Below are 26007 nucleotides of genomic sequence, written 5' to 3'. Positions count from 1 at the left end.
ACGACCCGAAGGCCTTCTTCGCTCACGCGGCGTTGCTCCGTCAGACTTTCGTCCATTGCGGAAGATTCCCTACTGCTGCCTCCCGTAGGAGTCTGGGCCGTGTCTCAGTCCCAGTGTGGCCGATCACCCTCTCAGGTCGGCTACGCATCGTCGCCTTGGTGAGCCGTTACCTCACCAACTAGCTAATGCGCCGCGGGCCCATCCTGTAGCGACAGCTTGCGCCGCCTTTCAACGAAAAACCATGCGGTCTTCCGTGTTATCCGGTATTAGCACCGATTTCTCGGTGTTATCCCCGTCTACAGGGCAGGTTGCCCACGTGTTACTCACCCGTCCGCCGCTAACGATCCAAAAGCAAGCTTTTGAATCGTCCGCTCGACTTGCATGTATTAGGCACGCCGCCAGCGTTCGTCCTGAGCCAGGATCAAACTCTCCATAGAAAAGTTATCCTTAGCTTCTGTACGCTTTTCGCTTCGTTCAGTTTTCAAGGAACATCAAAGCGGGTGATGGGAATCGAACCCACGACATCAGCTTGGAAGGCTGAGGTTTTACCACTAAACTACACCCGCACGTTGTTAATTAATTTTCATCAACATTACATACGAGATGGTCGGGAAGACAGGATTCGAACCTGCGACCCCATGGTCCCAAACCATGTGCTCTACCAAGCTGAGCTACTTCCCGTCCTCATTGATATAAACATGGCGCGCCCGAGAGGATTCGAACCCCTAACCTTCTGATCCGTAGTCAGATGCTCTATCCAATTGAGCTACGGGCGCATTTTTAACGACCTTTTCAATATATCATATTTCATCAATCAAAGTCAAGTTTTTTAGATGCGGCCGAGAGGACTTGAACCTCCACGGGGTTGCCCCCACTAGGCCCTCAACCTAGCGCGTCTGCCATTCCGCCACGACCGCATATTGTTAAAAAACCGACCGACTGGTGCGGGTGGAGGGACTTGAACCCCCACGCCAAAGGCGCCAGATCCTAAGTCTGGTGCGTCTGCCAATTCCGCCACACCCGCATACATGGTGAGCCATGGAGGACTCGAACCTCCGACCCTCTGATTAAAAGTCAGATGCTCTACCTACTGAGCTAATGGCTCGTTACATCAATGGCTGGGCTAGCTGGATTCGAACCAGCGCATCACGGAGTCAAAGTCCGTTGCCTTACCGCTTGGCTATAGCCCAACAAACAATCGAACATGTATGTTAAAACACTCTAAAAAACTTTTTTAAATGGCGGTCCCGACGGGGATCGAACCCGCGATCTCCTGCGTGACAGGCAGGCATGTTAACCACTACACCACGGGACCAAAAAGAGTGGAGGATGACGGGATCGAACCGCCGACCCCTTGCTTGTAAGGCAAGTGCTCTCCCAGCTGAGCTAATCCTCCGAAATAAAATGGAGTGAACAAAATGAGCACTCCAAAGGATGACCCGTACGGGATTCGAACCCGTGTTACCGCCGTGAAAGGGCGGTGTCTTAACCACTTGACCAACGGGCCATGTTCATTGTCTTCCTGGCGGAGAAGGCGGGATTTGAACCCGCGCGCCGTAAAAGAACGACCTAACGGTTTAGCAAACCGTCCCCTTCAGCCACTTGGGTACTTCTCCAATGGCTCCGCAGGTAGGATTCGAACCTACGACCGCTCGGTTAACAGCCGAGTGCTCTACCACTGAGCTACTGCGGAATAATAATAAAGGTGATTCATACTACCTAACCAATATTATAGTTTAACTTTACTGCCTCTTCCTCTACTAGCATACTTAATGATGATGGATGCGTCGAGGCAACTCGCAGCCTAACCAAAGAAGCATTGCTCGTCACTGAGCTACTGTGGAACAATCTAATCATTAGGACTGCTTATATTATATTTATTCTTTTTATGTCTGTCAACCGTCTTTTTTTCACTTGTTTTTTCTCATCGAATGACGACGGCTTTTATAATTTAGCACATGAAGATTTGGCTTGTCAACACTCTCTTTTTATTTTTTTTAATTTTCCTCGACAGCGTCCACATACATATCGATTCGTATCCATCGCTTTTTTTCGCACATATATATAATGACATGATGTGCATTCATAATAATATTTCTTTCCCGTCTTTGCTAATACAACAGGTTTGCAAAAGCGTGGGGCTTGTACTTTTTGTAACAATTCTCGAAAATCACGATCGCGATGGCGATAACCTTTTCCTTCTAGGTGTAAATGATAGTGGCATAATTCGTGCTTAATTACTTGAATGAGCTCTTCTTCCCCATGTTGTTCGTAATATTTTCGATTCAGTTCAATGTTATGCGTAGAAAGTAAATATCTCCCACCTGTCGTCTTTAACCGGTCGTTAAATATCGCCCGATGCCGAAACGGCTTATGAAATATATGTAACGATATGCGCTCAACAAGCTCCTGCAACTCGCGCTCATCCATTTTACTTCCGTCCTTTCACTATTGGGCTCTTTTACTCATAACATAATAAAAAAACAATTTGAAGGTGATCGTCATGCCGATGTGGCTAAGAAACCAAATGCGCCGTGCATATTATGAAAAAAATCGCGCTCAAATTAAACTTCTCAATCAATGTTGGTTTTTTTACCGGAAAACACACTGCTCATGACAGTGTGTTTTCCGATGTTGGGGGAATCATCGTTAAAGCGATGCGCTCTTTTTGTAAATCGACCGAATCAACCCATACTTTCACAATATCGCCGACTGACACAACATCAAGTGGATGTTTCACATATCGATTGCTTAGTTTCGAAATATGAACAAGTCCATCTTGCTTTACACCAATATCTACGAATACGCCGAAGTCAACAACGTTTCGTACCGTTCCCTCTAATTCCATACCTTTTTTCAAGTCCTCCATCTTCAACACATGTTGCTTTAAAATAGGCTTTGGCAAATCATCGCGCGGATCGCGCTCTGGACGCTTAAGCGCATCGATAATATCTTGAAGCGTCAATACCCCTATGTTCAGTTCTTGTGCTGTTTCTTCTATATTTATTCCTTCAAGTGCAACTCGCAATTGCTCACTTCCGATCGCTTCTGTCGAAAAACCGAGGCGACGTAACAATTGATACACTTCTTCATAACGTTCTGGGTGGATTGGTGTACGGTCTAACGGCTCATCTCCATCTATGATGCGCAAAAAACCAATGCATTGTTCGTACGTTTTCGCTCCAAGGCGTGGAATATGTTTTAATTGCTCACGATTTGTAAATTTCCCGTGTTCTTCACGATATTTTACAATATTTTCGGCTACTGTCTTCGTTAAACCAGATACATATTGCAACAACGTTGGAGAAGCTGTATTAACGTTTACACCGACTTGATTGACAACCGTTTCTACGACAAACTGCAACGATTGCTCAAGCTTTTTTTGCGACACGTCATGCTGATATTGTCCAACCCCTACAGACTTCGGATCAATTTTTACTAATTCAGCAAGCGGGTCTTGAACACGTCGAGCAATCGATACAGCGCTTCGCTCCTCAACTTGTAGATGTGGAAACTCTTTCCGCGCTAAATCTGACGCAGAATATACACTTGCCCCTGCTTCATTGACAATTAAATAAAACACGTTTCCTTCCCACTCAGAAATTGTATCGGCTACAAACTGCTCTGTTTCTCGCGATGCCGTTCCGTTGCCAATGGCAATTAACTCCACTTGATACGTATGAAGTAATTGCTTTAATTTTTCTTTCGCTTTCTCCACCTCATTTTTCGGTGGATGCGGATAAATGACATCAATATGAAGTACTTTTCCGGTTTCATCGACAACAGCTAACTTACATCCTGTACGATATGCTGGATCAATCCCTAAAACGACCTTCCCTTTTAACGGTGGTTGTAACAGCAAGTTGCGTAAGTTTTCAGCGAAAATGTGGATCGCTCGTTCTTCCGCATGTTCTGTCAACTCATTTCGTACTTCTCGCTCAATAGACGGGGCGATTAAACGTTTATATGCATCTTCAATCGCCTCAGCAACAATGTCGGCCGCCGATGAGCGCTCATTTCGTATAACTTGTTTACGAATGTATGTAATAATTCGTTCAGCATCTACATCAATTGCAATGCGTAAAACTTCTTCTTTTTCGCCGCGGTTCATCGCTAAAACACGATGGGCGGGCGCTTTAGCGATCGGTTCACGATGATCGTAATACATTTCAAATACACGCTTTTCGTCTTTTTCTACTTCTTTTTCAACAGAAACGATCATTCCTGTTTGCCACGTTTGCTGACGAATCCATTGACGAAGCGTTGCGTCATCGGACACTTTTTCAGCAATAATATCTTTGGCACCTTGTATCACTTCTTCGATCGTATGTACTTCTTTTTGCTCATCAATAAACAATTGTGCTCGTTCTGTAATCGACTCATTCGGAAACGTTAATAACCATTCTGCAAAAGGTTCCAGCCCTTTTTCTTTTGCAATTGTCGCTTTTGTTCGTCGCTTTTGTTTATATGGACGATATAAGTCTTCTACTTCTTGCAGTTTCGTTGCTTTTGTAATCGCTTCTTTCAGTTCGTCCGTTAATTTTCCTTGCTCATCGATTAAGCGAATCACTTCTTCTTTTCGTTTCGTTAAGTTTTGTAAATAATTCCATTCATCTAAAATGGTGCGAATTTGCACTTCATCAAGCGCACCAGTCATTTCTTTTCGGTAACGAGCAATAAACGGAATCGTATTTCCTTCCTCATAAAGCTGAATAACATGTTGGACGTGTACAAATGGAATATGTAATTTCATAGCCAACTGCTTTAGTAGTTCCAAACAAAATTCCTCCTCTAAACAAAAATAGCTACACAATGTAGCTATTTTTCGACATATTAAAAATCAATAAGACCAAGACTAATTTGCAACGCTTCATCTACTTTATCCATCATCTCGTCATCTAGATGGGTAATCTTATCTGTCAGACGCTGTTTATCGATCGTCCGAATTTGTTCAAGCAAAATGACAGAGTCCCGTTCAAATCCGTAGCGCTTTGCGTCGATTTCAACATGTGTGGGCAACTTCGCTTTTTGAATTTGCGCAGTAATGGCAGCAACAATGACGGTTGGACTGAAACGGTTCCCAATGTCATTTTGAATAACAAGCACAGGGCGCACGCCCCCTTGCTCAGATCCAACTACTGGAGAAAGATCGGCAAAATACACGTCACCACGTTTGACAATCAAAAGATTACCCCCCGCTAACTAAGCGTTCAACGGTGTGGTCAGCTTCATATTCCGCAAGAAAAGCCTCCGATGCAAGCGACAAATTAATTTTCGCCATCTCCATATACCCACGTCTCATCGCTTCTCGAATTTGACGTTTTTTCCGTTCGCGGATGTACATTTTCATCGCTTGATAAATGAGCTCATTTCGGCTGCCGTTTTCTTGCTTCACAATTCCATCTAATTCGCTCACTAACGCCTGCGGTAACCGAATAACAATTTCTGTTGTTGCGCTGGATTCAGACACAAACACACACCTCCAACTAAACTACACCACATAGTTGCTCCCAATTTACATCATACCATTTCATCATCGCGATGCAAAGTCATTTCCAGCATCATTTGTCCAAATTTTGTAGAAATTTTTCGAAAACAATCGTTCTCATTCCACCCATCTACTATAATACCGCATTTCTCACTTCAATTATACTCTTATTTTTTAAAAAAATACGGGGAACACGATAACTAATTGTACAAGGGATTTCATAATTAATTGTGTTCAAATGGGCCGCAACATCATCAACGGAAATGCGCTCACCTTGCTGTTCACCGATGAGCGTCACTTTTGTACCAATGGGAAGTTCATACGGCAAACGAACCATCATTTGATCCATACAAACACGTCCAACAATTGGGACACGCTTCCCATCAACAAGAACAGAAAAATGTTGCATACGACGTAACCAACCGTCTGCGTAACCGATTGGAACAGTACCAATCCACTCATCTGCTTCCGCCTCATATGTCGCTCCGTAACTTATTTTTTCTCCCGCTTTCACCTTTTTCACATGCGTTAAACGACTATGGAGCGAGAACGCTTCTTTTAACGGATAAGGCAACAATGGTTTCATTTCTTGCGACGGTGCCAACCCATACATCGAGATGCCTAAGCGTACCGCATTAAATACTCGATCAGGATAACGCAGTCCCGCTGCACTATTGGCGCAATGAATGAGGGGAGGTTTCACAGGAAACCACTCTAGCATGTGCATAAATGTATCGTATTGAAACGAAAAATAATCAACATTTTGTTCATCGGCTGTTGCAAAGTGCGTATATACTCCTTCAATGACAAACGAGTCTTTTTGTTCAACTACGTTTACAATTTGTTGCACTTCTTCTTTCGTTTTAGCTCCTAACCGCCCCATCCCTGTATCCAATTTGATATGAACATTCAACGGTTGCTCATACGGTCCATACATGAATGCTTGCTCAAACCACTCGGCTCGAAAAACAGTTAATGCAATGTTTTGACTGGCAGCTAACGGTGCATATTGAGCGTTTGTCGCTCCAAGTACGAGAATCGGGACGTCTGAAGAAATTCCTTTTTTTCTCAGTGCTAGCGCCTCATCTAAAAAAGCGACTGCTAATCTCGTTGCCCCTGCTTCCAGCGCAGTTTTCGCTACTTGGATATCCCCATGCCCGTAAGCGTTTGCCTTTACCACAGCAATCACATCGACATGTGGACCGACATGCTGTTTCATCGATTGCACATTATAAAAAATCGCATCTAAATCAATTTCTGCCCATGTATCGCGATAAAATGCTTGCTCCATCCTTTCAAACCCCTTCAAAAATGTGTTCACGTTTGATTATTTCTTTTCCCCTTGCGCCATGTCAACAAAAAAATAAAGACCCGCCACGCGAGTCTTACTTCATCATCTTTCCTTGTACGGAACGAGCAATCGCAACCATTTCATCTCTCGTTAAGTCTTGGGAAGCGAGAATAAAATCAACTCCTTTATACGTCCACGTCAACGTTCCGTTTGTCATTGCTCCAACCGCAAATCCTAAATCAATTGGCTCGCCTTTAACGGTTGTCGATACGTTCGCTGTTGGTACAGCATGCGCCTTTTCTTGTACAAGCGTAAACGACTTTTCTCCGGCAAATGTCATGACGATTCGCTTGCCGTTCGCTGTTGTAAATTCTTTTTCCTCAACAAGCTTCACCCCATCGAGCTCATACGTCGGATACATGACGGGCACCGCTTGTTGATTCGCTTCTGTCGTCGCTTCTTGCTCATTTTCTAACTTCGCTCTCGTCATGTTTTTACTGACATCAAAAGCATTATCATCAAATGCGGCGTTCCATTCTACTTTTGAAAACTCAACAGTTAACATCGGTTGCGAGTCAATATCCATAACGGTCACTTTCACTGGAGTTAAATCTTTTTTGTTTAATGTAATTTCTTGTTTTGGCAACATTTTTTTGTTTTCGTAATTTGTCTTCGTTTGGAACACGTAATGGTTTTTTGTCGCTTTAAAATCTGCTTTCGAATCAGCTAAAATGTCTTTTACGAGCGATTCATACAAGTATACTTGACTTGTGTTTTGCGGCCAGTCGCTTTGAAAGCGAAAACTTTTATTTAACGCAGGCGTTAATACAAATACTCCTTCATCGTTACGCAAAATCATTTGATGTTGGTCACGCTGGGCATTTTTTAAGTTCACTCGGTAGTAATTTGGCGACTTATGCCAAATTTCAATTTCATACACTTGTGGCTCTGTTCCTGTTTGAAGCGTCATTTTTGCTTCTGCTTTGTACCCAGACATCGTTTGCACTTTTTCATCGAGCGCTTTTAATACATCTTGTTGCGACTTTTCTCCGCAAGCGGCCAAACTGCCTACAATGAAAAGAAGCAGGCACCAAAAAAGCAATGTTCGTCTCATTTTTTCAACCCCTTTACCTCATTTGGACTTCCTTCATAAGCCATCATATGAGGTCAAGCGGGAGAATATGCAGACTAGCTTGACAAGCGTTCAATGATTACTTGAGCAACAGCATAATGTTCGCTATGTGAAATGGAGACGTGCACACGTTCAGTCAATGCTGGGGAAACGATATATGGTTTACCGTTTTCATCATTTTGAATTTCAATATCGTGAAATGAAACATGTGTGCCAATCCCCGTCCCAACCGCTTTCGCATACGCTTCTTTTGCCGCGAAGCGCCCAGCCATAAACTCAACTTTTCGTTTTGGCGATAATTGTTGAAAACGAATGCGCTCATTATGTGTTAAAATGCGGTCAATAAATTTCGGTTGTTGTTCGATCAACTGAGCAATACGACTTAATTCCACAATGTCAATTCCAATACCAACAATCATCCATATCCCTCCAATAAAGAAAAAGAAGCTATCTACGAAGACAGCTCCTATCGTTTCGCACGCGTTTTTGCTCCACGGCCACGCGTTTCATTGCGGCGTTGACGCGTCTGCACTTGTCGCTTTTTCTCTTTTTTCATCACCGGTGGCTCTTCTGTCAACTGCACTGGCGTCATATCAGGCTCTTTCGTTAACATTTTAATACATGCGGCAACAAGTGAAACGGAGTCGTGCTCTTCTAACAATTCTTCTGCTGCACGTTTGTAAAACGATAAGTTGTTATGCTCAATTGTCGCAAGCAGTTTTTCGATCGCTGCTCGTTGTTGACCTTCAAGCGCCTCATCTAACGTTGGCGGTTTCATGCGCTCCATTTTCCGCTTCGTCGTCTTCTCGATATGATGTAACTGTCCGATTTCACGAGGTGTAACAAACGTAATCGCCATTCCCGTTTTACCTGCACGTCCTGTTCGACCGATTCGGTGAACATAGCTTTCTGGGTCTTGTGGAATATCGAAATTATATACATGCGTCACACCAGAAATATCCAAACCGCGTGCAGCGACATCCGTTGCAACTAAAATATCAATCGAACCTTCTTTAAACTTGCGCAGCACGGATAAACGCTTCGCCTGGCTTAAATCACCGTGAATCCCTTCAGCCGTATAGCCGCGCAAATTGAGCGCTTCTGCTAGCTCATCAACACGGCGCTTCGTCCTTCCGAAAACGATCGCTAACTCAGGCGATTGAATATCTAATAAACGCGTTAACGTGTCAAACTTTTTCTTTTCTTGAATTTCAATATAATATTGTTCAATGTTCGGAACAGTCATTTCTTTCGCTTTGACACGAACGAGCTCCGGATTGACCATAAAACGTTCGGCGATGCGGCGGATCGGCTCTGGCATCGTCGCTGAAAAAAGAAGCGTCTGACGCTCTGTCGGCACGTGGCTTAAAATCGCCTCAATGTCTTCCACAAACCCCATGTTCAACATTTCATCCGCTTCGTCTAACACAACCGTATGCACGTTTTGTAAACGGAGCGTACGACGCTGAATATGATCAAGAATGCGCCCTGGTGTACCGACAATAATGTGCGGGTGTTTTTTTAACGCCCGAATTTGTCGCTCAATGTCTTGCCCACCGTAAATCGGCAGAACACGCACACGCTTTGTTGAACCGATTTTATATAACTCTTCGGACACTTGAATGGCTAATTCTCTCGTTGGCGCAACAACGATCGCTTGCACGGCATCGTTGTTCATATCAATTTTCTCAACAAGCGGAATGCCGAATGCTGCCGTTTTTCCTGTTCCTGTTTGCGCTTGGCCAATGACGTCACGATTTTGTAGACTAAGCGGAATCGTAGCCGCCTGAATCGGTGTTGCCTCTTCAAATCCCATTTTACTAACTGCTTTCATTACTTCTGAACTTAAATCAAATTCTTTAAATGTAACCAATGTTTTCATACTCCTTCTTCAAATAACTTACGAAAAAAGGCATTCCCGTATAGACGGAAGTGCCTTGTTGAAATTCATTCCGTAAATAGCTCTTGTTCATCATACCATTTTATGCATATGTTTTCAACAAATTGAACGTCTCTTTTTACTCATTTAACAAAGAAATGATTTCCTCTAACTTCATGCCGCGAGATGCTTTTAATAAAATAACATCGCCCGCTCCCATCATCGCTTGTACATCTGTGGCTAATTTCGCCTTATCTGTATACGAGCGAACATGTCCTTCGCTAAACCGTTTGCTTGCCCGCTCAGCGATCGCTTTCGCACGCTCTCCGTACGTTAATACGTAATCTATTTTTTGTGGGTCGATCATTTCGCCAATTTGTTCGTGAAAAGCGATTTCTTGCTCACCTAATTCAAGCATATCGCCGACAATCGCTATTTTCTTACGATATCCTGTCAATTGTCCGAGCAACTGAAGGGCAGCTCGCATCGACGTCGGGCTCGCGTTATATGCATCGTTAATGATCGTCACTCCGTCATGACGTTTAATGACTTCTGTGCGCATTTTTGTAACAGATAAACGCGAAAATCCTTTTTTCATATCGGACACATCAACAGAAGCGAAACGAGCGACTGCCATGGCCGCAAGGGCGTTCATCACATGGTGACGGCCAAGAAGCGGCATATGAAACGTTTCATTTGGCCAACAATTTACCTCAAACACCGTTCCATCCGCTTGAACATGAATATCAAGCGGATAATAATCGTTTGTCGTCTCCATCCCAAACGTTTGAACATGCGAAAGATTAGCGTTTTCCACACGCGTTTGCAACAACGGTTCATCCCCGTGATAAATAAACAGTCCGTCACGCTTTAATCCTTTTACAATTTCAAACTTCGCTGTTGCAATTCCTTCACGCGAACCGAGCTCTTGTAAATGTGATTCACCAATATTTGTAATAATCGCAACATCTGGTTCAGCTAGGGTAGAGAGTAATTCAATTTCTCCAAAGCCGCTCATGCCCATTTCAACGACCGCATATTCTGTTTCTTCTTTGAGGCGGAGAAGCGTTAGCGGCACACCGATATGATTATTTAAATTCCCTTCTGTTTTTTGCACACGATATACTGTCCCAAGCAATGAGGCAATCATATCTTTTGTCGTCGTCTTTCCATTGCTCCCTGTCACCCCGATGACGCGCGCACGAAGTTGTTTTCGATACGCATGGGCTAGCTGTTGCAATGCAACGAGCGAATCATCAACAAAAATGAGCGGCACATCTTTCGGTGCATTTGGCTCATGTTTGCTCCATAATGCAGCTGTTGCCCCTTTTTCAAACGCCTGCATGACGAATTGATGGCCGTTAAATGTCGCTCCTTTTAGCGGAACGTATAAATTTCCTTGCTCAATTGTGCGCGTATCTGTCGACACACCGTGAATGACAACGGCAGAAAAACGCTCATCAATCGTACTGCCTGGAATCATTGTTTGAATGTCAGCTAATGAACGTGTAATCATATTATCACCTTAAAACACATACGTAATGTTTTGTTTTTCTTCATATCGCTCAATCGCTAGTTGAATGAGACGTTCAATTAACTCCTCATACGATACGTCGGTATGTTTCCATAAAAGCGGAAACATGCTAAACGGCGTGAAGCCCGGCATCGTATTGACTTCGTTAATATACGCCTCCCCATCTGCCGTCAAGAAAAAGTCGGCGCGGACTAATCCAGCTAAATCGAGCACTTTAAAAGCGGTAAGTGCCATTTGTTTTATCGTTTCGTATTCTTTATCTGTAATGTTCGCTGGAATAACTAATTCTGTATTTCCATCGACATATTTTGCTTCGTAATCGTAAAATTCTTTTTTCGGCACAATTTCCCCAACAACAGAGCAAATTGGCTCATCGTTTCCGATCACCCCAATTTCTACTTCACGGCCAACAATCGCTTCTTCGACGATGACTTTTCGATCGTAACGAAACGCCTCTTGGAATGCCACTTGTAGCTGCTCACGGTTTTTACATTTACTTATTCCTACGCTCGAACCAGCATTGGCTGGTTTGACAAAACACGGATAGCCAAGCTCACGTTCTACTGTTTCATATACAGTCTCTTTATATTTTTCCCATTCTTTTTTCAAGAAAAAGACGTAACGCGCCTGTTTTAATCCCGCTTGTGCGAACAGTTGCTTCATAACAACTTTATCCATACCGACAGCTGATGCTAGCACACCGTTCCCAACATACGGCACGTTTAATAATTCTAACATTCCTTGCACCGTTCCATCTTCTCCGTTCGGCCCGTGTAAAAGAGGAAAAATGACATCAATGCGCTCCTCATTTTTTTCCGAACGATTCGCAATAGACGCAAGTGCTGGCAAACCTTGCTGAAACGCAAGCTGCTTCACATCTTGCACTTCCCCTTCAATCGCTTCCCCACGCAACCATTCTCCATCGGTTGTAATATAAATGGGTACGACACGAAACTTTTCTTTATTTATCGCATTGATAACCGAACGCGCCGTTTGCAATGATACTTTATGTTCAGGCGATTTGCCGCCATATAATACACCTAACGTCATTTTCATGTTCGTTCCTCCTCGACTGTTCATTCACTTCATTTATTGTAGCACAACTACTTTTTTATTTATATGGTGAAACGAGCCTAGATGGTGACAATGCATATCATTTCCCTGTTTGGAAACGATAAAAATACAACAAGGGAAAAGGTGTGTGTTTATGAATACGATACAAATGTTATTCGTTTTAATGTTATCGATCGGTCTTATGAATCATGTCATCATCATTCCTGTTTTACTTGAAATTGCTGGACGAGATGCGTGGATCTCGACCATTATCGGGCTTATATTGCTTGTCATGTTTCTTCCTCTCATTTATTTTCCTATAAAACAATCACAACAAACGCACATCTTTCAATGGCTAAAAGAAAATATCGGTGCTCCAATAGCCTATTTTATCGCTTCTGTCACATGTTTATATTTACTCATCATTAGCATTGTGACATTAAAAGATACGACAACGTTTACAACGACATCATATTTAACGGCAACACCGAACTGGGCGATAGTTGTTACACTTTGTATCATCTGCTTTTATAATGCTTCCATCGGCTTGCCATCGATCGCTAAAACGTCAGGTATTATTTTACCTTTCGTCGTATTGTTCGGCATATTTGTCGCTTTAGCGACGATCCCACATAAAAATTATGAACTGTTAAAGCCGATGCTCGAAAATGGCTGGATGCCCGTTTGGAAGGGAGTGATGTACGTCGCTGCCGGATATGGTGAAATTGTTCTTTTACTATTTATGCAACAACAAATGAAAACGAACATTTCTTTTATGAAGCTCGTTTTATTCGGGCTTGTAGCCGCCAGTTTATCGATCGGTCCAACAATTGGAGCCATTACAGAGTTTGGACCAGCAGAAGCTAGTCATTTACGCTACCCTGCCTTTGAGCAATGGCGAATGGTGAATTTAGGGACGTATTTAGAGCATTTTGATTTTTTATCGGTGTATCAATGGATAGCAGGGGCGTTTATTCGCATTTCGCTTGCGACAGCGCTCATTCCAGAGTTATTTGACATAACAAATAAAGCCTCGCGGCGATGGATTTTAATATTTGTATACGTCGTCATTTTCTTCGCTGCAATGACACCGATGAGTGATTATACGTTTTTTCATATGTTAAAAAAATGGATACTGCCGATTTCATTTTTCTTCATTTGTTTTCTTTCAACATCATTATTTGTCCTCGCGTTAGCGATACGTATAAAAGAAAGGAGAGCGTCCGCATGACCGCTGAAATCATTGTCGATGAGCGAACGTTAAAAGAACATTTTGCGCAATGTAAAGATGTTGTCATTATGCCAGCTACCATTTATTCAGAAGAACGAAAGCCACTCTCGCTTATTTTCATTTATTGTGAAGAATTATGTGACACGAAGTTACTCAAACAATTTATTTTCCCAACAATTACACGCATGGGACAACGATATCCGCTATATTCAGTAACGGACATTGAGAAATATAAACAAATGCCGCTTCATTTAATCGGAAAATCGGTCTCTGCCCAGCAGCTTGATTTTATCGTTTTTAATGGGGATTTAGTCATTTACTTTGTAGAAGCGGAAGCGATGTATTCCATTTCGCTTGCGAATCCACCGAATCGCAATCCAGAAGAACCGAACACCGAAGTATCCATTCGCGGACCGAAAGACGGGTTTATTGAAGAAGTGGCGAAAAACGTCGCGCTCATCCGAAAGCGGCTAAAAACGAGCAGCTTGCATGTTGAACAAGTATTAATTGGTAAGAGAAGTCGGACGAAAGTTGATATTTTATATATTAAAGACATTATTAATCAAGAAACGGTTGTTGAATTAAAGCGTCGCTTAAGCACAATTAACATTGATGCCTTAACAGGAACAAACCAATTAGAAGAATTGTTAAGCGAAAAATATTTTTCTTTATTTCCCGTTTTCGCTTACTCTGGACGCCCTGATTTTGTCGTCAACGCACTACTGAGCGGACGATTCGCTGTCTTTGTTGATGGATCACCAACTGCCTTAATTGGGCCGTCAAATTTAACTTTTCTATTAAATACATCTGAAGACAATAGCACATCGTTTGTGTTCGTGTCATTTCAACGCCTTATTCGACTAATCGGAGTAAGCATCGCTGTGTTTCTGCCGGGGCTTTGGGTAGCCATTATAACATACCATCAAGATCAACTACCGTTTACGTTATTAGCTACGATCGTTCTCGCTAGGCAAGGGGTTCCGCTCCCTGCTCCTTTAGAAGCGTTTATTATGATCAGTCTATTTGAAATTTTTAAAGAAGCAGGCATGCGGCTTCCGATCGCGATTGGACAAACGTTATCGGTCGTCGGTGGTCTTATTATCGGTCAGGCCGCCATTAACGCCGGACTGGCAGCGCCCGGAACACTTGTTGCCATGGCAACATCTGTTGTCGCAACATTTACACTTGTGAATCAATCGCTTGCTGGGACGGTGTCCATTTTACGTTTTATCGTCCTTGCCGCTTCTTCTATGCTCGGGCTTTTCGGTTTTATTGCATCGATGTTTTTTCTTTTAGTTTATACTGTAAACTTAACATCGTTTGGTGTCCCGTATTTGGCACCGATTTCTCCAGTAACAGGAGATATATGGAAAGTGATTATTACGAGCGGATGGAAGAAGTTTAAAATTCGCCCGAAAATGTTAAAAACGAACGATAATACACCGGGTGACGAATCATGACTCGCGCGCTTATTTGTTGTTTTTTTTGTTTCCTTTTAACCGGCTGCTGGGGGATGAAAGAAATTGATCATCTTGCTTATATTCATGCGATCGGCGTGGACTACAAAGACGGACAAGTAATCGCCTACGCCCAACTTATTAGTTTTACAGGGCTTGCGAAAGCAGAAGCAGGCGGCGGAAGACAAAAATCAACGGTTACCGTTGGAAAAGCAAAGGGGGAAACGTTTAACGTTGCGACAGATCGGCTATATTATGCGATTCAACAACGTGTATCATGGGGACATGTGAAAGGAATCGTTTTTACAGAACGGGCGCTCAAAAAAGGGCTTGTGCGCAATGTCATTGATGTACTTGATCGTTACAACGAAATTCGTCATACGATCTGGGCATTTACAACTAAGGAATCGATTGAACATATTTTTGAAACAACACCATTTCTAGATTATTCACCATATTTTTCTTTGCTCGCTAATCCGACAGACATTTACGAACAAAGTTCTTTTATTCAACCGAAGCGACTGAATCAACTCATTGCCGCTTCCAACGAAAAAGCGGTCACCTTTCCACTCCCTTCTCTTGCGGTGGAAACGAAAAGTTGGACGGAAAATAAAAAAAAGAAACAGATGTTAAAAATAGACGGTGTTTGTTTTCTACATCGCTATGATAAACAAGCATGCCTTCCGCGTCATAAACTAGATGGCTTGCGCTGGGTAACAAAAGGCACAGGACGAACGCCCATTTATATTCAACCAAACGGCAACATGATTGGTACGCTCGTCGTGCGCGCACCGAAAGCAAGCATATCGTACAAAATAAAAGACGGTCACCCTGTATTTACCGTTGATATACAAGCAACGGGGAGCATCATTGAACTTCGCGAACAAATGTCTGAGAAACAAATTATTGAGTACGCAACAAAAACAGTCGAGAAAGAAATAAAAAGCTTATTCCAGCACGGAGTAAAAGAAGGTGTCGATACACTTCAATTATCGAACGCATTGTACCGTCAAAACGTCAATGACTGGCGCAAATATACGACAAACGGATTCGTTTCGCTCACAAATGATACACTAGAAAAAATCAATGTCAAATTAAGCATTGACACATACGGAAAATCAAAAAAATAAAAGCGATGAGCAAATTTCATCGCTTTTTCATTGCATATATATTCGTTTCAATCCATTCAGCAAGCGCTTCTTGCGCTGTTTTTTCACGTCCGAGCCAATAGCTCTCGATCCGCTCTTCTAATTCATTCATTTCCTCATCATTCGTTAATATACGCATCAATTGTTGGTCATAAGGCTCATTGTCCCGAAGAAGATAAATAAGTCCTTTTTTTCTTAAATAATGCAAATTTATTTGTTCTTGTCCTGGCAAATACGAAAGTGTAAAAGCAGGCAGTTTTTTTGCGAGCACTTCACTCATCGTGACACCACCCGGCTTTGTCACAACCGCATCAACTTCATCGTACAATTCGTTCATTTTTGCTCGATCCGAGATGTATCGGAACGGACGGATACGCGGGTCGTTCCAACTTTTTAATTCTTCATATAAATTTTCATTTTTACCACATAAAACAGAATACGTTAACTGTGAATGGTTAGCGTTTTTTAAAAATTGTTTCATCTTCCCTAGTCCTTGATTGCCGCCAGCCACTAAAATATGTTTATTCATCCGTCGCTTTATTTTTTGCGCAGGTACGATATGTTCATGGATCGGAATGCCTGTCACAATGACGCGATGACGCTCGATACGAAACCTCGTACATAGCGACCGCTTCGCTTCCTCATGCGGAACGAAGTGATAATCAATCGCTGTTTTTCCCCAAATGCCGCTTAAAAAAAAGTCTGTATATACGTTTATAACAGGCACTGTTACAGCGCCTTTTTGTTTCAATCGCTGCAACACGTGCGAAGGAAACGAATGCGTACATATGACGAGATCTGGTTTTTTCTCTTGAAGGAGACGTTTCATCTTCTTTTCAAAATAAAGCAACCACGGTTCCATCGCTGGTTGTTCAAATTTTTTCATCCATCGTTGGTACATCCACTCATATGAGTGCGGTGATAACGAAATCCAGCGAAGATAAAAGTCCGCTACTCGCCTTTCCATTTGTTCATTACAATAACTTAAGAAATCAAGTTTTTCGCAAGAAACGTTAGGAAAACGATGTTGCAATGAATATATGAGCGCATCGGCCACCTGATGATGGCCAGATGACATTTGAAACAAAGGTAGTACGAGAATGTTCATCATTATGCGAACTCCCTTTAATTTGTTTTTCTTCTTTTCACATATAGCCCAATGAAAAATAAACTAAAAAATACAATCGTTATCCACGGTAATAAGTAAAGAGGAATATGTATACGCTCCCCAAGAAACTTCCCGACAAATATAAATAAACTAATCCAAAACGCTGATCCAATAAACGACAAAAAAAGAAACGGGAGAAATGGAACGCGAACAACCCCAGCCATGTATGGAGATAACTGACGAACACCTGGAATAAAATAACCAAATGTAATAATCCAAGGAGCTCGTTTTCGAAAGTGACGATAAACATACCGATAACGCCGACGATGAAAACCAATATAATGTCCATATTTAAATAACAGCGCTGAACCAAACGTATAGCCAGCCATATAGGCAACAACCATCCCAACTGTCGCCCCGGAAATCGCGAAAAATAAGCTTTTAAATAAATGCAATTGATCGTGTGAAATAAATATGCCGACGAAAAACAAAAGTGATTCTTCAGGTGCGGGAATACCGACAATACCGAAAAATAACGAGAGAAATAATACAATATAACCGTGGGATTGAATATACATTAAAATGTTGTTCGCTTCCATTTCCTCATTCCCCTTTATTGCTCGTTCACTTTTACCCATTGAACAGAACAATGTTGCAGTAATTGCTCTAATGCTCGTAACATGTTCGCTGGCGCATGTTCGTCAGCCCCAATGGTCGAACCGCTATCATGCAATACGATGATCGCCCCATCTTTTATACTGCTCATTAACCGCTCATAAAGGCGATCCACACCTAATGAAGTTCTCCAATCACCAAGAATATATGTCCACATGACGATTTTATACTTTTTTTGCATCAACACCGTCCATATGTTTAAATGTCCCCATGGCGGACGATAGTATACCGGACGAACGCCTGTCATGTGCTCAATGACACGTGCTGATCGTTCAAGCTCCCATTCCGTCACAAGCGGCGGAAGAAACCAGTTGCTCGTATGGTAATAATGGTGCAAACCGATCGTATGCCCTTCCTCATGCATTCTTTGAATAAGATGTGGGTATTTTTTCGCCTTCCAGCCGACAACGAAAAACGTTGCTTTTACATTGTATTTTTTTAATAAATCAAGCAACTGAGGCGTGTAAAGTGGATCTGGACCATCATCAAACGTTAATGCTACGCCTTTTTTCACTCTCTTTTGTACACGAAATGAGGAAATACGGACAATCGACGTTGGGAATATGCTATAAATGAAAAATAGTGCGATAAGCCATATGTAAATCAAACGTCAAATCCCCTTTCTCGATTATACAAAAAGATACAGGAAATATGGAACAAAGAGCGTTTTTTAAAAAAACAAATTCATCTTTCTTTTCATCGACAACATGTGCAAATTGTTGTCGATTTCCGGGGAAATTTCCCGAAAAAAAAGGCGATGTTACAACACATCGCCTCCATTGTACCATATGTCTTGACAACTACACAGGGTAAACCCCATGTTTTCGTTCAGAAAATACCACATATTTCGACATATATGCATCTAATCGCCGAATGAGTTCAGAACGTAACTCATTTGGCGCAATAATGCCATCGACAACCATTTCAGAAGCAAGTCGGTAAATATCGATGTCTTTTCGATATTCTTCACGTTTTTGCTCAATAAAAGCGGCTCGCTCTTCTTCTGGCAGTTCAGCAATTTTATTCGCATATACCGCGTTTACCGCTGCTTCTGGTCCCATGACAGCAATTTGTGCATGCGGGAAAGCTAAGCAGCAATCCGGTTCAAAAGCTGGTCCTGCCATAGCGTATAATCCTGCTCCGTATGCTTTTCGTACAATGATTGAAATTTTCGGCACAGTTGCTTCTGACATCGCTGAAATCATTTTTGCACCATGACGAATGATCCCTGCTCGTTCCACTTTCGTTCCGATCATAAAACCAGGGATGTCTGCTAAAAAGATGAGCGGAATATGGAATGCATCGCACAGTGTAATAAATTTCGCGGCTTTATCGGCTGAGTCGTGAAACAACACGCCGCCCTTCATGCGCGGTTGATTAGCGATAATCCCAACCGGTTGGCCGTTAATGCGTGCAAGACCTGTAATGAGTTCAGGTGCAAACAGCTTTTTGATTTCGCAAAACGATCCTTCATCGATCACACGGTCGATTAAATCGTACATATTGAACGGGGCATTTTGATTTTTCGGAATGAGTTCTTCAATCGTTTGGTCAAACGCCTTTGGCTCTCTCGGTTCCGCCACCGGCGGTTTTTCACTAAAATTAGCTGGAAAGTACGACAAATATTTACGCGCAAAGGCGATCGCTTCTTCTTCCGTTTTTACGAGCACATCACCGCAACCCGAAACAGAACAATGCATGCGAGCGCCACCCATCTCCTCAAGTGTCACTTTTTCACCGATAACCATTTCCGCCATGCGCGGTGAACCGAGATACATCGAAGCGTTTCCTTCGACCATAATAACGATATCACAAAACGCAGGGATGTACGCCCCACCTGCAGCTGACGGTCCGAACAATAAGCAAATTTGCGGCACTTTTCCAGACAATTTCACTTGATTGTAAAAAATACGTCCGGCTCCCCGTCGTCCTGGGAACATTTCAATTTGATCCGTGATGCGCGCACCAGCGGAATCGACTAAATATAAAATCGGGCATCGTAGTTTGTCAGCCGTTTCTTGAATGCGAATAATTTTTTCTACTGTTCTTGCCCCCCACGAACCTGCCTTGACGGTCGAATCATTTGCCATAACGCATACCGTTTGTCCGTTAATTTTCCCGACTCCTGTCACGACACCATCTGCCGGCAGTCCGTCCGCTAAACAGTTGGCGAAAAATGCATCTTCAAATTGTAGCCCTTCATCAAATAACAGTTTCAAGCGATCGCGCACAAACAATTTCCCTTGCTCAGCGTTTTTTTCGTGATATTTGCGCGCGCCCCCTTGTTCAATTTGTTTTCGTTTTTGTTGTAGCTGTTCAACAAGCGATAATTGTTCGTTTGAAATCATGTCCTTTACTCCCCTTTGTACACCGGTTTTCGTTTTTCTTTGAATGCTCGTAATCCTTCTAATCGGTCGTTTGTATGAATCGTTCGCTCATACGCCATTTGTTCAATGACAAGCCCTGTATGCATATCGACTTGCACCCCATGGTTTATTGCTGCTTTCGCTTGAGCAACGGCAATCGGAGCGTTATTCGAGATCGCTGTCGCGATCGTAAACGCCTCATCTAACAATTGTTCAGCAGAAACGACGCGCTCGACTAAACCAATCCGCTCTGCTTCTTGCGCCGAAATGCGCCTTGCTGTATAAATCATCTCTTTTGCGCGCCCGATCCCAATAAGCCGTGGAAGGCGTTGCGTCCCTCCTGCACCAGGAATGATGCCAAGCGCTGTCTCTGTCAGTCCCATCGTGGCATGCTCAGCAGCGATGCGAATATCACATGCAAGCGCCAATTCAAGTCCACCGCCAAAAGCTCCACCGTTCAGGGCACAAATAACAGGTTGAGGCAACTGTTCAAACCCATTGATCGTTTCTCGAATGAGCGCAACCGTTTGACGCACTTGTGTTTCATTCATTTTTGCCCGCTCTTTTAAATCTGCCCCTGCACAAAATGTTTTTTGCCCCGCACCTGTGACAATGACTGCCCGCACGTTTCGATTTAACTTCAGTTCCGCTTGAATGCGCTGCAGTTCGTTTAACATTTTTAATGAAAGAGCGTTCGCTGCATCCGGTCGATTTAACGTGACAACTGCCACCCCTGCATCAATTGTGGAATAAAGAACAGCTTCCATCATCATCTATTCCCCCTTACAACGTTTAGGTGATGACTCATAAGCGGACGGCCAATTTTCTCTTCTATCCATCGTGCTGCTTCTGTTAAAGGTTCCAACTGGACACCGCATTCGATCCCCATTTGTGTAAGCATATATACTAAATCGTCTGTCGCTAAATTCCCAGATGCCCCTGGAGCATACGGACAACCGCCTAACCCACCGAGTGAACTATCAAAAATGGTTATGCCCATTTGCAGCGATGCAAACACGTTTGCAAGCGCCATACCGCGCGTATTATGAAAATGGAGTGCCATCTTCTCAGCTGAAAACCGCTTCAATAGCTGTTCTAATGTTTGTTGGACTTGGACGGGATTCGCGACACCGATCGTATCACCGAGCGACAGTTCATCAATCCCAAGCTCAAACAATCGTTCAGAAACAGAGATGACGCGTTCAATACTGATTTTTCCTTCGTACGGACAGCCGAACACAGTTGATACGTAACCGCGAACCGTTTTGTTTGCTCGCTTCGCTTCGTCAATCACTTCTTTTAACACCGGGTACGTTTCTTCGATTGACTTATTAATATTTTTTCGATTATGTGTTTCGCTTGCCGACATAAATACAGCGACTTCATCCATATTCGCTGCTAGCGCACCTTCTAATCCTTTTTTGTTTGGCACAAGCGCAGCATATGTCACTCCTTCTACTCGCTCAATGCGAGAAGCAACTTCATACGCATCGGCAAGCTGCGGAATCCATTTCGGATGGACAAACGACGTCACTTCTATATATGTCAGCCCTGTTTTCGAAAGTTGATTAATCCATGCAATTTTATCCTCCGTTTGAATAAATGTCGGCTCATTTTGTAACCCGTCACGCGGTCCGACTTCTTTTACTGTTACGCGCATACATGCCCCCCTATTCGATTTCGATTAATACGTCCCCTTCGTTTACGAAATCTCCCTCTTGTACACGAATCGCTTTGACTACCCCACTTACTTGTGAAGAGACTGGTATTTCCATTTTCATCGATTCCAAAATGACAACGTCTTGTCCTTCTTCAACGACATCACCTACTTGCACAACAATTTTCCATACGTTCCCTGCCATTAACGCGACAACTTCATGCATGTGTTTTCCCTCCTTTTTTGTTCATATACGTATTCACAAAGTTTGTTGTCGTATGCCCTTGTTGAAATGCTTCATGTGTTAATACAGCCATTAACATCGGTATATTCGTTTTAATTCCTTCGATTTTATACTCACGTAATGCTTCAATCATCGTTGCGATAGCTGTTTGTCGATCGCTTCCTTTGACAATACATTTGGCAATCATCGGATCGTAAAAAGGGGTAACGACAGAACCGCTTTGTACCGCAATTTCATGGCGTACATGTTCCCCGCTCGGCAGTTGTAAAGATGTAATCGTTCCAGGAGAAGGGAAAAATGTGTTTGGGTCTTCGGCGTAAATACGCACTTCAATCGCATGCCCTTCCCGTTTTACTTCAGCTTGTGAAAAAGAAAGTTTTTCTCCCGCTGCAATGCGTAGTTGTTGTTCGACAATGTCAATGCCCGTAATTTCTTCTGTGACGGGATGTTCTACTTGCAAGCGTGTATTCATTTCAAGAAAATAAAAGTTTTTTTGCTCGTCCACGAGAAATTCAATCGTCCCTGCGTTCGTATATCCAATATATTTTGCCGCTTGCACAGCCACCTCTCCCATTTTTTTGCGCGTTTCTTCGTCTAAAAACGGGGATGGGGCTTCTTCAACAACTTTTTGATGTCGACGTTGAATGGAGCACTCTCTTTCCCATAAATACACGCAGTTTCCGTGTTGATCGGCTAACAGTTGAATTTCAATATGGCGCGGATTATCAATATATTTTTCGACATACATCGCTCCGTCTCCAAAAAAGGAAGCGGCACGATTTTTGTTTCCTTCAAATGCTTTGCGTAGCTGCTCTTCGTCATAAACAAGTTGCATGCCAATCCCTCCACCGCCTGCCGATGCTTTCAACATGACCGGATAGCCAATGTTGTTTGCTACATGTGCTGCTTCCTCGACATCAGCAAGCGGAAAGGAGATGCCGGGCACAATCGGCACCCCTGCTTCCGCCATCGTTTGTCTTGCTTCAATTTTACTCCCCATTTTCGCGATGACATCCGGTTTTGGACCGATAAAGACGATCCCTTCCTCTTCGCATCGACGAGCAAATGTTGCATTTTCTGAAAGCAAACCGTAACCAGGGTGGATGGCTTCCGCTTTCGCTTCTTTTGCAATCGAAATGATTTTTTCGATATTTAAATAGCTCTCATTCACGCGCGCTTTTCCAACCACATGCGCCTCGTCCGCTTGTTTTACATGAAGCGAGTCGGCATCCGCTTCCGAATAGATGGCGACCGTTTGAATGCCAAGCTTTTGGCACGTGCGAATGATACGTAAAGCAATTTCCCCTCGATTAGCAATAAGTACTTTTGAGAACATGAGACTCCCCCTCAATATTTCATTTTCGAATGGATTATTCATTGCTGTGAATGGTGCAAATATGAAGTGATCGTATTTGTTAGAAATGTTGCATAGAGGTTACTTATTCGTAGCTTCGTATTGTGCGAGGAATGTAAGTTCATCTAGCATCCTAGTTGACGAGCAATGACTAGCCGCTGAATTTCCGATGTCCCTTCGCCAATTTCCATCAGTTTGATGTCGCGAAGATGACGTTCAACGCCGTATTCTTTCATATATCCGTATCCACCGTGAATTTGAATCGCTTGATTACAAATGTGAAATCCTGTTTCGGAAGCAAATAATTTCGCATACGCTGCTTCTTTTGTAAACGGCTTGCCTTGATCTTTTAACCACGCCGCCTTGTACACCATATTGCGCGCAAGCTCCAATTGCATGGCCATGTCAGCAAGTTTAAACTGGATGGCTTGAAATTTCGCGATCGGTTGCCCGAACTGTTTTCGCTCCTTTGCATACTGAAGCGCTTTCTCGAATGCGGCTTGCGCGATGCCGACAGCTAACGCCGCAATGGAAATGCGTCCCCCATCTAGCGTATATAAAAACTGCTTAAATCCTTTTTTCGGATCGCCTAATATATTTTCTTTTGGCACACGTACATCTTGCAAAACAAGCTCACACGTATTGGATGCACGAACGCCCATCTTGTTATAATGACAATTAATCGAAAACCCTGGCGTATCCGTCGGAACGATGAGCGCAGAAATAATATTTTTTCCTCGTTCATCCTTTCCTGTGACAGCGGTTACAATCACTTGGCGGGCATAACCTGCATTTGTAATCCAACATTTTTCTCCGTTAATGACGTACTCATCGCCCTCTAGAATCGCACGCGTTTGCGTTCCGCCCGCATCAGACCCTGCGTTTGGCTCCGTTAATCCGAACGAGCCGAAAGCCTCACCTTTTGCCATCGGTACAAGCCACTCTTTCTTCTGCTCTTCTGTCCCAAAATAGTAAATTGGACTAGCACCGAGCGATACAGCTGCCGCATAACTTAACCCTGTTCCGCCACACGCTCGACCAATTTCTTCAACCGCAATCGCATACGAAATCGTGTCTCCACCAGAACCGCCATATTGTTCAGGGAACGGAATGCCAAACAGTCCAAGCTCGCCCATTTTTTTGAACGTCTCAATTGGAAAAATGGCCTCCTCATCCCATTTCGACGCGTATGGGGCAATTTCCTTTTCCGCAAAATCGCGAACCATCTCTTTAATCATTTGTTGTTCTTTCGTTAATTCAAAATGCATCGCTTTTCTCCCCCTCTATAAAAATGAAAATATATGAAACCAACAAGCCTGTTTTGATAGCAAACCGACTAGTTGGTCTGTACGCTATGCAACATTCGTCATTCGTCGCCCACATGCGACAAAAGAAATGACGAAATATCTTCATCTCGCTTCGCCTCTTCTGTCAAAAGCGAATGTAAAATTAAATCGTTAAAGGCTGTGGCGATTTGTTCAATCGACATCGGTCCATCAGGCTTATACCATTTATACATCCAGTTGACCATGCCGATAATCGACAATCCCGCAATTTCAACAGGTACTTCTGCACGAAATTGTTTTGCTTCAATACCTTCACGAAGCACTTGAAAAATAATTTGCTTATACTGCTCACGTTTTGCGTTAATTTTTTCAGCGTATTCCGGCTTTAAATATGCTGCCTCTTGATTGAACACCGTAATGTGCGGTTTATATATATGAAAAACTCTGACAAACGACTGAATGATTGCACATAGCCGCTTAGTCGGCGTCTTATATTTTACATATGCTTCTTGCGCTTTATTTAGCACATACGTAATAAACACATCATGAATATGGTAAAGCAATTCATCTTTCGACTTAAAATTATGATAAAATCCCCCTTTTGACGCTCCACATTCAGCAACAATTCGATCAACCGTTACTCCATGATATCCATACTTTTCGAACAACGTGAGCGCCGTTTCAATAATGCGGTCTTTTAATTGCTTTTCAACCATGCGTACAAACTCCTTTTTGTTGTATTTTAACACAATTTTCAGAAAAGTTAAATGATTTTTTGTTCTAGCAAGTAGTATTTTATTAAGAAAAAAGGCTCTTCACCACAAGTTGTACTTGATGATTTAAGATCGGTGTGCATAGCGAAAATAGAGGGTACAAAAAATGCGAATTTTCCTGTATGGTAAAGGTGACCAAACCAAACCATTGGAGGAAAATTCGCATGTACTCTCAGTTTATCAAAGAACTCATCGATTTACCAGATGTTTTGATTCAAAAGGTGCGAAAAGAAGGAGATCGTTGGATTTTCGAACTTTCTCTACCTGAACAATGCCCGTTATGTCCTGTCTGCTTGAAACGCACGATCAAAATGACAGGAAAAAAGAAGCA

The 26007-nt window shown here is 42.8% G+C and carries 24 protein-coding genes, 12 tRNA genes, 1 rRNA gene and 1 pseudogene; 5 read left to right on the top strand and 33 right to left on the bottom strand.

Features of this window, described 5'->3' with window-relative positions:
* The 14 genes from JV16_RS13320 to JV16_RS13255 all read right to left on the bottom strand — a co-directional run.
* Nucleotides 1-437, bottom strand: a 16S ribosomal RNA gene (locus JV16_RS13320); the annotation flags it as partial.
* Between the two features lie 58 nt (nucleotides 438-495).
* Nucleotides 496-566, bottom strand: a tRNA-Gly gene (locus tag JV16_RS13315).
* 38 nt (nucleotides 567-604) lie between these two features.
* Nucleotides 605-681: transfer RNA gene (locus tag JV16_RS13310), tRNA-Pro, on the bottom strand.
* Nucleotides 682-699: 18 nt separating this feature from the next.
* A tRNA-Arg gene (locus tag JV16_RS13305) sits at nucleotides 700-776 on the bottom strand.
* Nucleotides 777-834: 58 nt separating this feature from the next.
* Nucleotides 835-917 (bottom strand) — tRNA-Leu (locus tag JV16_RS13300).
* A 23-nt stretch (nucleotides 918-940) separates the two neighbouring features.
* A tRNA-Leu gene (locus tag JV16_RS13295) sits at nucleotides 941-1024 on the bottom strand.
* A 5-nt stretch (nucleotides 1025-1029) separates the two neighbouring features.
* A tRNA-Lys gene (locus tag JV16_RS13290) sits at nucleotides 1030-1105 on the bottom strand.
* Nucleotides 1106-1115: 10 nt separating this feature from the next.
* Nucleotides 1116-1190: transfer RNA gene (locus JV16_RS13285), tRNA-Gln, on the bottom strand.
* 49 nt (nucleotides 1191-1239) lie between these two features.
* Nucleotides 1240-1315: transfer RNA gene (locus tag JV16_RS13280), tRNA-Asp, on the bottom strand.
* An 8-nt stretch (nucleotides 1316-1323) separates the two neighbouring features.
* A tRNA-Val gene (locus tag JV16_RS13275) sits at nucleotides 1324-1396 on the bottom strand.
* A gap of 39 nt (nucleotides 1397-1435) precedes the next feature.
* A tRNA-Glu gene (locus tag JV16_RS13270) sits at nucleotides 1436-1507 on the bottom strand.
* Between the two features lie 16 nt (nucleotides 1508-1523).
* A tRNA-Ser gene (locus JV16_RS13265) sits at nucleotides 1524-1616 on the bottom strand.
* A 2-nt stretch (nucleotides 1617-1618) separates the two neighbouring features.
* Nucleotides 1619-1693: transfer RNA gene (locus JV16_RS13260), tRNA-Asn, on the bottom strand.
* A 281-nt stretch (nucleotides 1694-1974) separates the two neighbouring features.
* Entirely contained in the window at nucleotides 1975-2430 is a 456-nt protein-coding gene (locus JV16_RS13255) for a SprT family protein (protein ID WP_021095825.1), read from the bottom strand.
* Nucleotides 2431-2503: 73 nt separating this feature from the next.
* Between JV16_RS13255 and cmpA the strand changes: the two genes are divergently transcribed.
* Nucleotides 2504-2617, top strand: coding sequence for a cortex morphogenetic protein CmpA (cmpA, locus tag JV16_RS15590; protein ID WP_085789152.1), 114 nt, complete (start codon nucleotides 2504-2506; stop codon nucleotides 2615-2617).
* Here cmpA and JV16_RS13250 read toward each other — a convergent pair.
* From JV16_RS13250 to JV16_RS13210, 9 genes are all read right to left on the bottom strand, one after another.
* Entirely contained in the window at nucleotides 2612-4777 is a 2166-nt protein-coding gene (locus JV16_RS13250; protein WP_021095826.1) for a Tex family protein, read from the bottom strand. The two genes, cmpA and JV16_RS13250, sit on opposite strands and share 6 nt — an antisense overlap.
* 56 nt (nucleotides 4778-4833) lie before the next feature.
* Nucleotides 4834-5184, bottom strand: coding sequence for a type II toxin-antitoxin system endoribonuclease NdoA (gene ndoA, locus JV16_RS13245; RefSeq protein ID WP_003253417.1), 351 nt, complete (start codon nucleotides 5182-5184; stop codon nucleotides 4834-4836).
* A gap of 4 nt (nucleotides 5185-5188) precedes the next feature.
* On the bottom strand, nucleotides 5189-5470 hold the full coding sequence (locus JV16_RS13240) for a CopG family ribbon-helix-helix protein (RefSeq protein WP_003398486.1): 282 nt from the start codon (nucleotides 5468-5470) through the stop codon (nucleotides 5189-5191).
* A gap of 151 nt (nucleotides 5471-5621) precedes the next feature.
* Entirely contained in the window at nucleotides 5622-6779 is a 1158-nt protein-coding gene (gene alr, locus JV16_RS13235) for an alanine racemase (RefSeq protein ID WP_042536276.1), read from the bottom strand.
* A 94-nt stretch (nucleotides 6780-6873) separates the two neighbouring features.
* Nucleotides 6874-7893 carry a LolA family protein gene (locus JV16_RS13230; protein ID WP_021095828.1) on the bottom strand — a complete coding sequence of 340 codons (1020 nt, stop codon included), beginning with the start codon at nucleotides 7891-7893 and terminating at the stop codon, nucleotides 6874-6876.
* A gap of 74 nt (nucleotides 7894-7967) precedes the next feature.
* Nucleotides 7968-8330: a holo-ACP synthase gene (gene acpS / locus JV16_RS13225; protein WP_021095829.1), complete on the bottom strand. Its 363-nt coding sequence runs from the start codon at nucleotides 8328-8330 to the stop codon at nucleotides 7968-7970.
* A gap of 47 nt (nucleotides 8331-8377) precedes the next feature.
* On the bottom strand, nucleotides 8378-9784 hold the full coding sequence (cshA, locus tag JV16_RS13220; protein WP_042536282.1) for a degradosome RNA helicase CshA: 1407 nt from the start codon (nucleotides 9782-9784) through the stop codon (nucleotides 8378-8380).
* A 145-nt stretch (nucleotides 9785-9929) separates the two neighbouring features.
* On the bottom strand, nucleotides 9930-11306 hold the full coding sequence (locus JV16_RS13215; RefSeq protein ID WP_042536274.1) for a UDP-N-acetylmuramoyl-tripeptide--D-alanyl-D-alanine ligase: 1377 nt from the start codon (nucleotides 11304-11306) through the stop codon (nucleotides 9930-9932).
* Between the two features lie 9 nt (nucleotides 11307-11315).
* Entirely contained in the window at nucleotides 11316-12380 is a 1065-nt protein-coding gene (locus JV16_RS13210) for a D-alanine--D-alanine ligase (protein ID WP_021095832.1), read from the bottom strand.
* A gap of 151 nt (nucleotides 12381-12531) precedes the next feature.
* Here JV16_RS13210 and JV16_RS13205 point away from each other — a divergent pair, with 151 nt between their 5' ends.
* Genes JV16_RS13205 through JV16_RS13195 form a run of 3 tightly spaced genes read left to right on the top strand, consistent with a single transcriptional unit; the run spans nucleotide 12532 to nucleotide 16195 of the window.
* A complete protein-coding gene (locus JV16_RS13205; protein ID WP_021095833.1) occupies nucleotides 12532-13608 on the top strand; it encodes a GerAB/ArcD/ProY family transporter in 1077 nt (358 codons plus the stop codon).
* A complete protein-coding gene (locus JV16_RS13200) occupies nucleotides 13605-15068 on the top strand; it encodes a spore germination protein (RefSeq protein WP_021095834.1) in 1464 nt (487 codons plus the stop codon). Before JV16_RS13205 ends, JV16_RS13200 begins: the two co-directional genes overlap by 4 nt.
* Complete coding sequence (locus tag JV16_RS13195) at nucleotides 15065-16195, top strand: Ger(x)C family spore germination protein (RefSeq protein WP_021095835.1); 1131 nt, start codon at nucleotides 15065-15067, stop codon at nucleotides 16193-16195. The genes JV16_RS13200 and JV16_RS13195 overlap by 4 nt, the downstream gene beginning before the upstream one ends.
* Nucleotides 16196-16211: 16 nt before the next feature.
* Here the strand turns inward: JV16_RS13195 and JV16_RS13190 are convergent, their stop codons facing one another.
* The 10 genes from JV16_RS13190 to JV16_RS13145 all read right to left on the bottom strand — a co-directional run bounded on the left by JV16_RS13190 (nucleotide 16212) and on the right by JV16_RS13145 (nucleotide 25619).
* Complete coding sequence (locus JV16_RS13190; protein WP_021095836.1) at nucleotides 16212-17324, bottom strand: UDP-N-acetylglucosamine--LPS N-acetylglucosamine transferase; 1113 nt, start codon at nucleotides 17322-17324, stop codon at nucleotides 16212-16214.
* Nucleotides 17325-17338: 14 nt separating this feature from the next.
* Entirely contained in the window at nucleotides 17339-17920 is a 582-nt protein-coding gene (locus JV16_RS13185; protein ID WP_021095837.1) for a DedA family protein, read from the bottom strand.
* Nucleotides 17921-17934: 14 nt separating this feature from the next.
* On the bottom strand, nucleotides 17935-18603 hold the full coding sequence (locus JV16_RS13180) for a polysaccharide deacetylase family protein (RefSeq protein ID WP_021095838.1): 669 nt from the start codon (nucleotides 18601-18603) through the stop codon (nucleotides 17935-17937).
* Nucleotides 18604-18796: 193 nt separating this feature from the next.
* Complete coding sequence (locus JV16_RS13175) at nucleotides 18797-20344, bottom strand: acyl-CoA carboxylase subunit beta (protein WP_021095839.1); 1548 nt, start codon at nucleotides 20342-20344, stop codon at nucleotides 18797-18799.
* Nucleotides 20345-20349: 5 nt separating this feature from the next.
* Nucleotides 20350-21132: an enoyl-CoA hydratase gene (locus JV16_RS13170; protein ID WP_035063618.1), complete on the bottom strand. Its 783-nt coding sequence runs from the start codon at nucleotides 21130-21132 to the stop codon at nucleotides 20350-20352.
* Nucleotides 21132-22022 carry a hydroxymethylglutaryl-CoA lyase gene (locus JV16_RS13165; RefSeq protein ID WP_021095841.1) on the bottom strand — a complete coding sequence of 297 codons (891 nt, stop codon included), beginning with the start codon at nucleotides 22020-22022 and terminating at the stop codon, nucleotides 21132-21134. The genes JV16_RS13170 and JV16_RS13165 overlap by 1 nt, the downstream gene beginning before the upstream one ends.
* 10 nt (nucleotides 22023-22032) lie before the next feature.
* On the bottom strand, nucleotides 22033-22245 hold the full coding sequence (locus JV16_RS13160; RefSeq protein WP_021095842.1) for an acetyl-CoA carboxylase biotin carboxyl carrier protein subunit: 213 nt from the start codon (nucleotides 22243-22245) through the stop codon (nucleotides 22033-22035).
* On the bottom strand, nucleotides 22238-23599 hold the full coding sequence (gene accC, locus JV16_RS13155; RefSeq protein WP_021095843.1) for an acetyl-CoA carboxylase biotin carboxylase subunit: 1362 nt from the start codon (nucleotides 23597-23599) through the stop codon (nucleotides 22238-22240). Before accC ends, JV16_RS13160 begins: the two co-directional genes overlap by 8 nt.
* Nucleotides 23600-23742: 143 nt before the next feature.
* Nucleotides 23743-24885: an acyl-CoA dehydrogenase gene (locus JV16_RS13150; protein WP_042536272.1), complete on the bottom strand. Its 1143-nt coding sequence runs from the start codon at nucleotides 24883-24885 to the stop codon at nucleotides 23743-23745.
* Nucleotides 24886-24983: 98 nt separating this feature from the next.
* A complete protein-coding gene (locus JV16_RS13145; protein ID WP_019416563.1) occupies nucleotides 24984-25619 on the bottom strand; it encodes a TetR/AcrR family transcriptional regulator in 636 nt (211 codons plus the stop codon).
* Nucleotides 25620-25840: 221 nt separating this feature from the next.
* Between JV16_RS13145 and JV16_RS16020 the strand changes: the two are divergent.
* A pseudogene (locus JV16_RS16020) lies at nucleotides 25841-26007 on the top strand (ISL3 family transposase); the annotation flags it as partial.

The organism is Anoxybacillus ayderensis, assembly GCF_000833605.1.
GTDB classification, from domain to species: Bacteria; Bacillota; Bacilli; order Bacillales; family Anoxybacillaceae; genus Anoxybacillus; species Anoxybacillus ayderensis.
Note: the sequence above shows the minus strand (reverse complement) of the source record. Positions and strands in the feature narration are given on the sequence as shown.

What these genes read in the sequence shown, in the direction of transcription:
- JV16_RS13255 (WP_021095825.1), bottom strand. Translation starts at nt 2,430, where the DNA reads ATGGATGAGCGCGAGTTGCAGGAGCTTGTTGAGCGCATATCGTTACAT.
- cmpA (WP_085789152.1), top strand. Translation starts at nt 2,504, where the DNA reads ATGCCGATGTGGCTAAGAAACCAAATGCGCCGTGCATATTATGAAAAA.
- alr (WP_042536276.1), bottom strand. Translation starts at nt 6,779, where the DNA reads ATGGAGCAAGCATTTTATCGCGATACATGGGCAGAAATTGATTTAGAT.
- JV16_RS13230 (WP_021095828.1), bottom strand. Translation starts at nt 7,893, where the DNA reads ATGAGACGAACATTGCTTTTTTGGTGCCTGCTTCTTTTCATTGTAGGC.
- acpS (WP_021095829.1), bottom strand. Translation starts at nt 8,330, where the DNA reads ATGATTGTTGGTATTGGAATTGACATTGTGGAATTAAGTCGTATTGCT.
- JV16_RS13215 (WP_042536274.1), bottom strand. Translation starts at nt 11,306, where the DNA reads ATGATTACACGTTCATTAGCTGACATTCAAACAATGATTCCAGGCAGT.
- JV16_RS13210 (WP_021095832.1), bottom strand. Translation starts at nt 12,380, where the DNA reads ATGAAAATGACGTTAGGTGTATTATATGGCGGCAAATCGCCTGAACAT.
- JV16_RS13205 (WP_021095833.1), top strand. Translation starts at nt 12,532, where the DNA reads ATGAATACGATACAAATGTTATTCGTTTTAATGTTATCGATCGGTCTT.
- JV16_RS13200 (WP_021095834.1), top strand. Translation starts at nt 13,605, where the DNA reads ATGACCGCTGAAATCATTGTCGATGAGCGAACGTTAAAAGAACATTTT.
- JV16_RS13195 (WP_021095835.1), top strand. Translation starts at nt 15,065, where the DNA reads ATGACTCGCGCGCTTATTTGTTGTTTTTTTTGTTTCCTTTTAACCGGC.
- JV16_RS13190 (WP_021095836.1), bottom strand. Translation starts at nt 17,324, where the DNA reads ATGATGAACATTCTCGTACTACCTTTGTTTCAAATGTCATCTGGCCAT.
- JV16_RS13185 (WP_021095837.1), bottom strand. Translation starts at nt 17,920, where the DNA reads ATGGAAGCGAACAACATTTTAATGTATATTCAATCCCACGGTTATATT.
- JV16_RS13175 (WP_021095839.1), bottom strand. Translation starts at nt 20,344, where the DNA reads ATGATTTCAAACGAACAATTATCGCTTGTTGAACAGCTACAACAAAAA.
- JV16_RS13170 (WP_035063618.1), bottom strand. Translation starts at nt 21,132, where the DNA reads ATGATGGAAGCTGTTCTTTATTCCACAATTGATGCAGGGGTGGCAGTT.
- JV16_RS13165 (WP_021095841.1), bottom strand. Translation starts at nt 22,022, where the DNA reads ATGCGCGTAACAGTAAAAGAAGTCGGACCGCGTGACGGGTTACAAAAT.
- JV16_RS13160 (WP_021095842.1), bottom strand. Translation starts at nt 22,245, where the DNA reads ATGCATGAAGTTGTCGCGTTAATGGCAGGGAACGTATGGAAAATTGTT.
- accC (WP_021095843.1), bottom strand. Translation starts at nt 23,599, where the DNA reads ATGTTCTCAAAAGTACTTATTGCTAATCGAGGGGAAATTGCTTTACGT.
- JV16_RS13150 (WP_042536272.1), bottom strand. Translation starts at nt 24,885, where the DNA reads ATGCATTTTGAATTAACGAAAGAACAACAAATGATTAAAGAGATGGTT.
- JV16_RS13145 (WP_019416563.1), bottom strand. Translation starts at nt 25,619, where the DNA reads ATGGTTGAAAAGCAATTAAAAGACCGCATTATTGAAACGGCGCTCACG.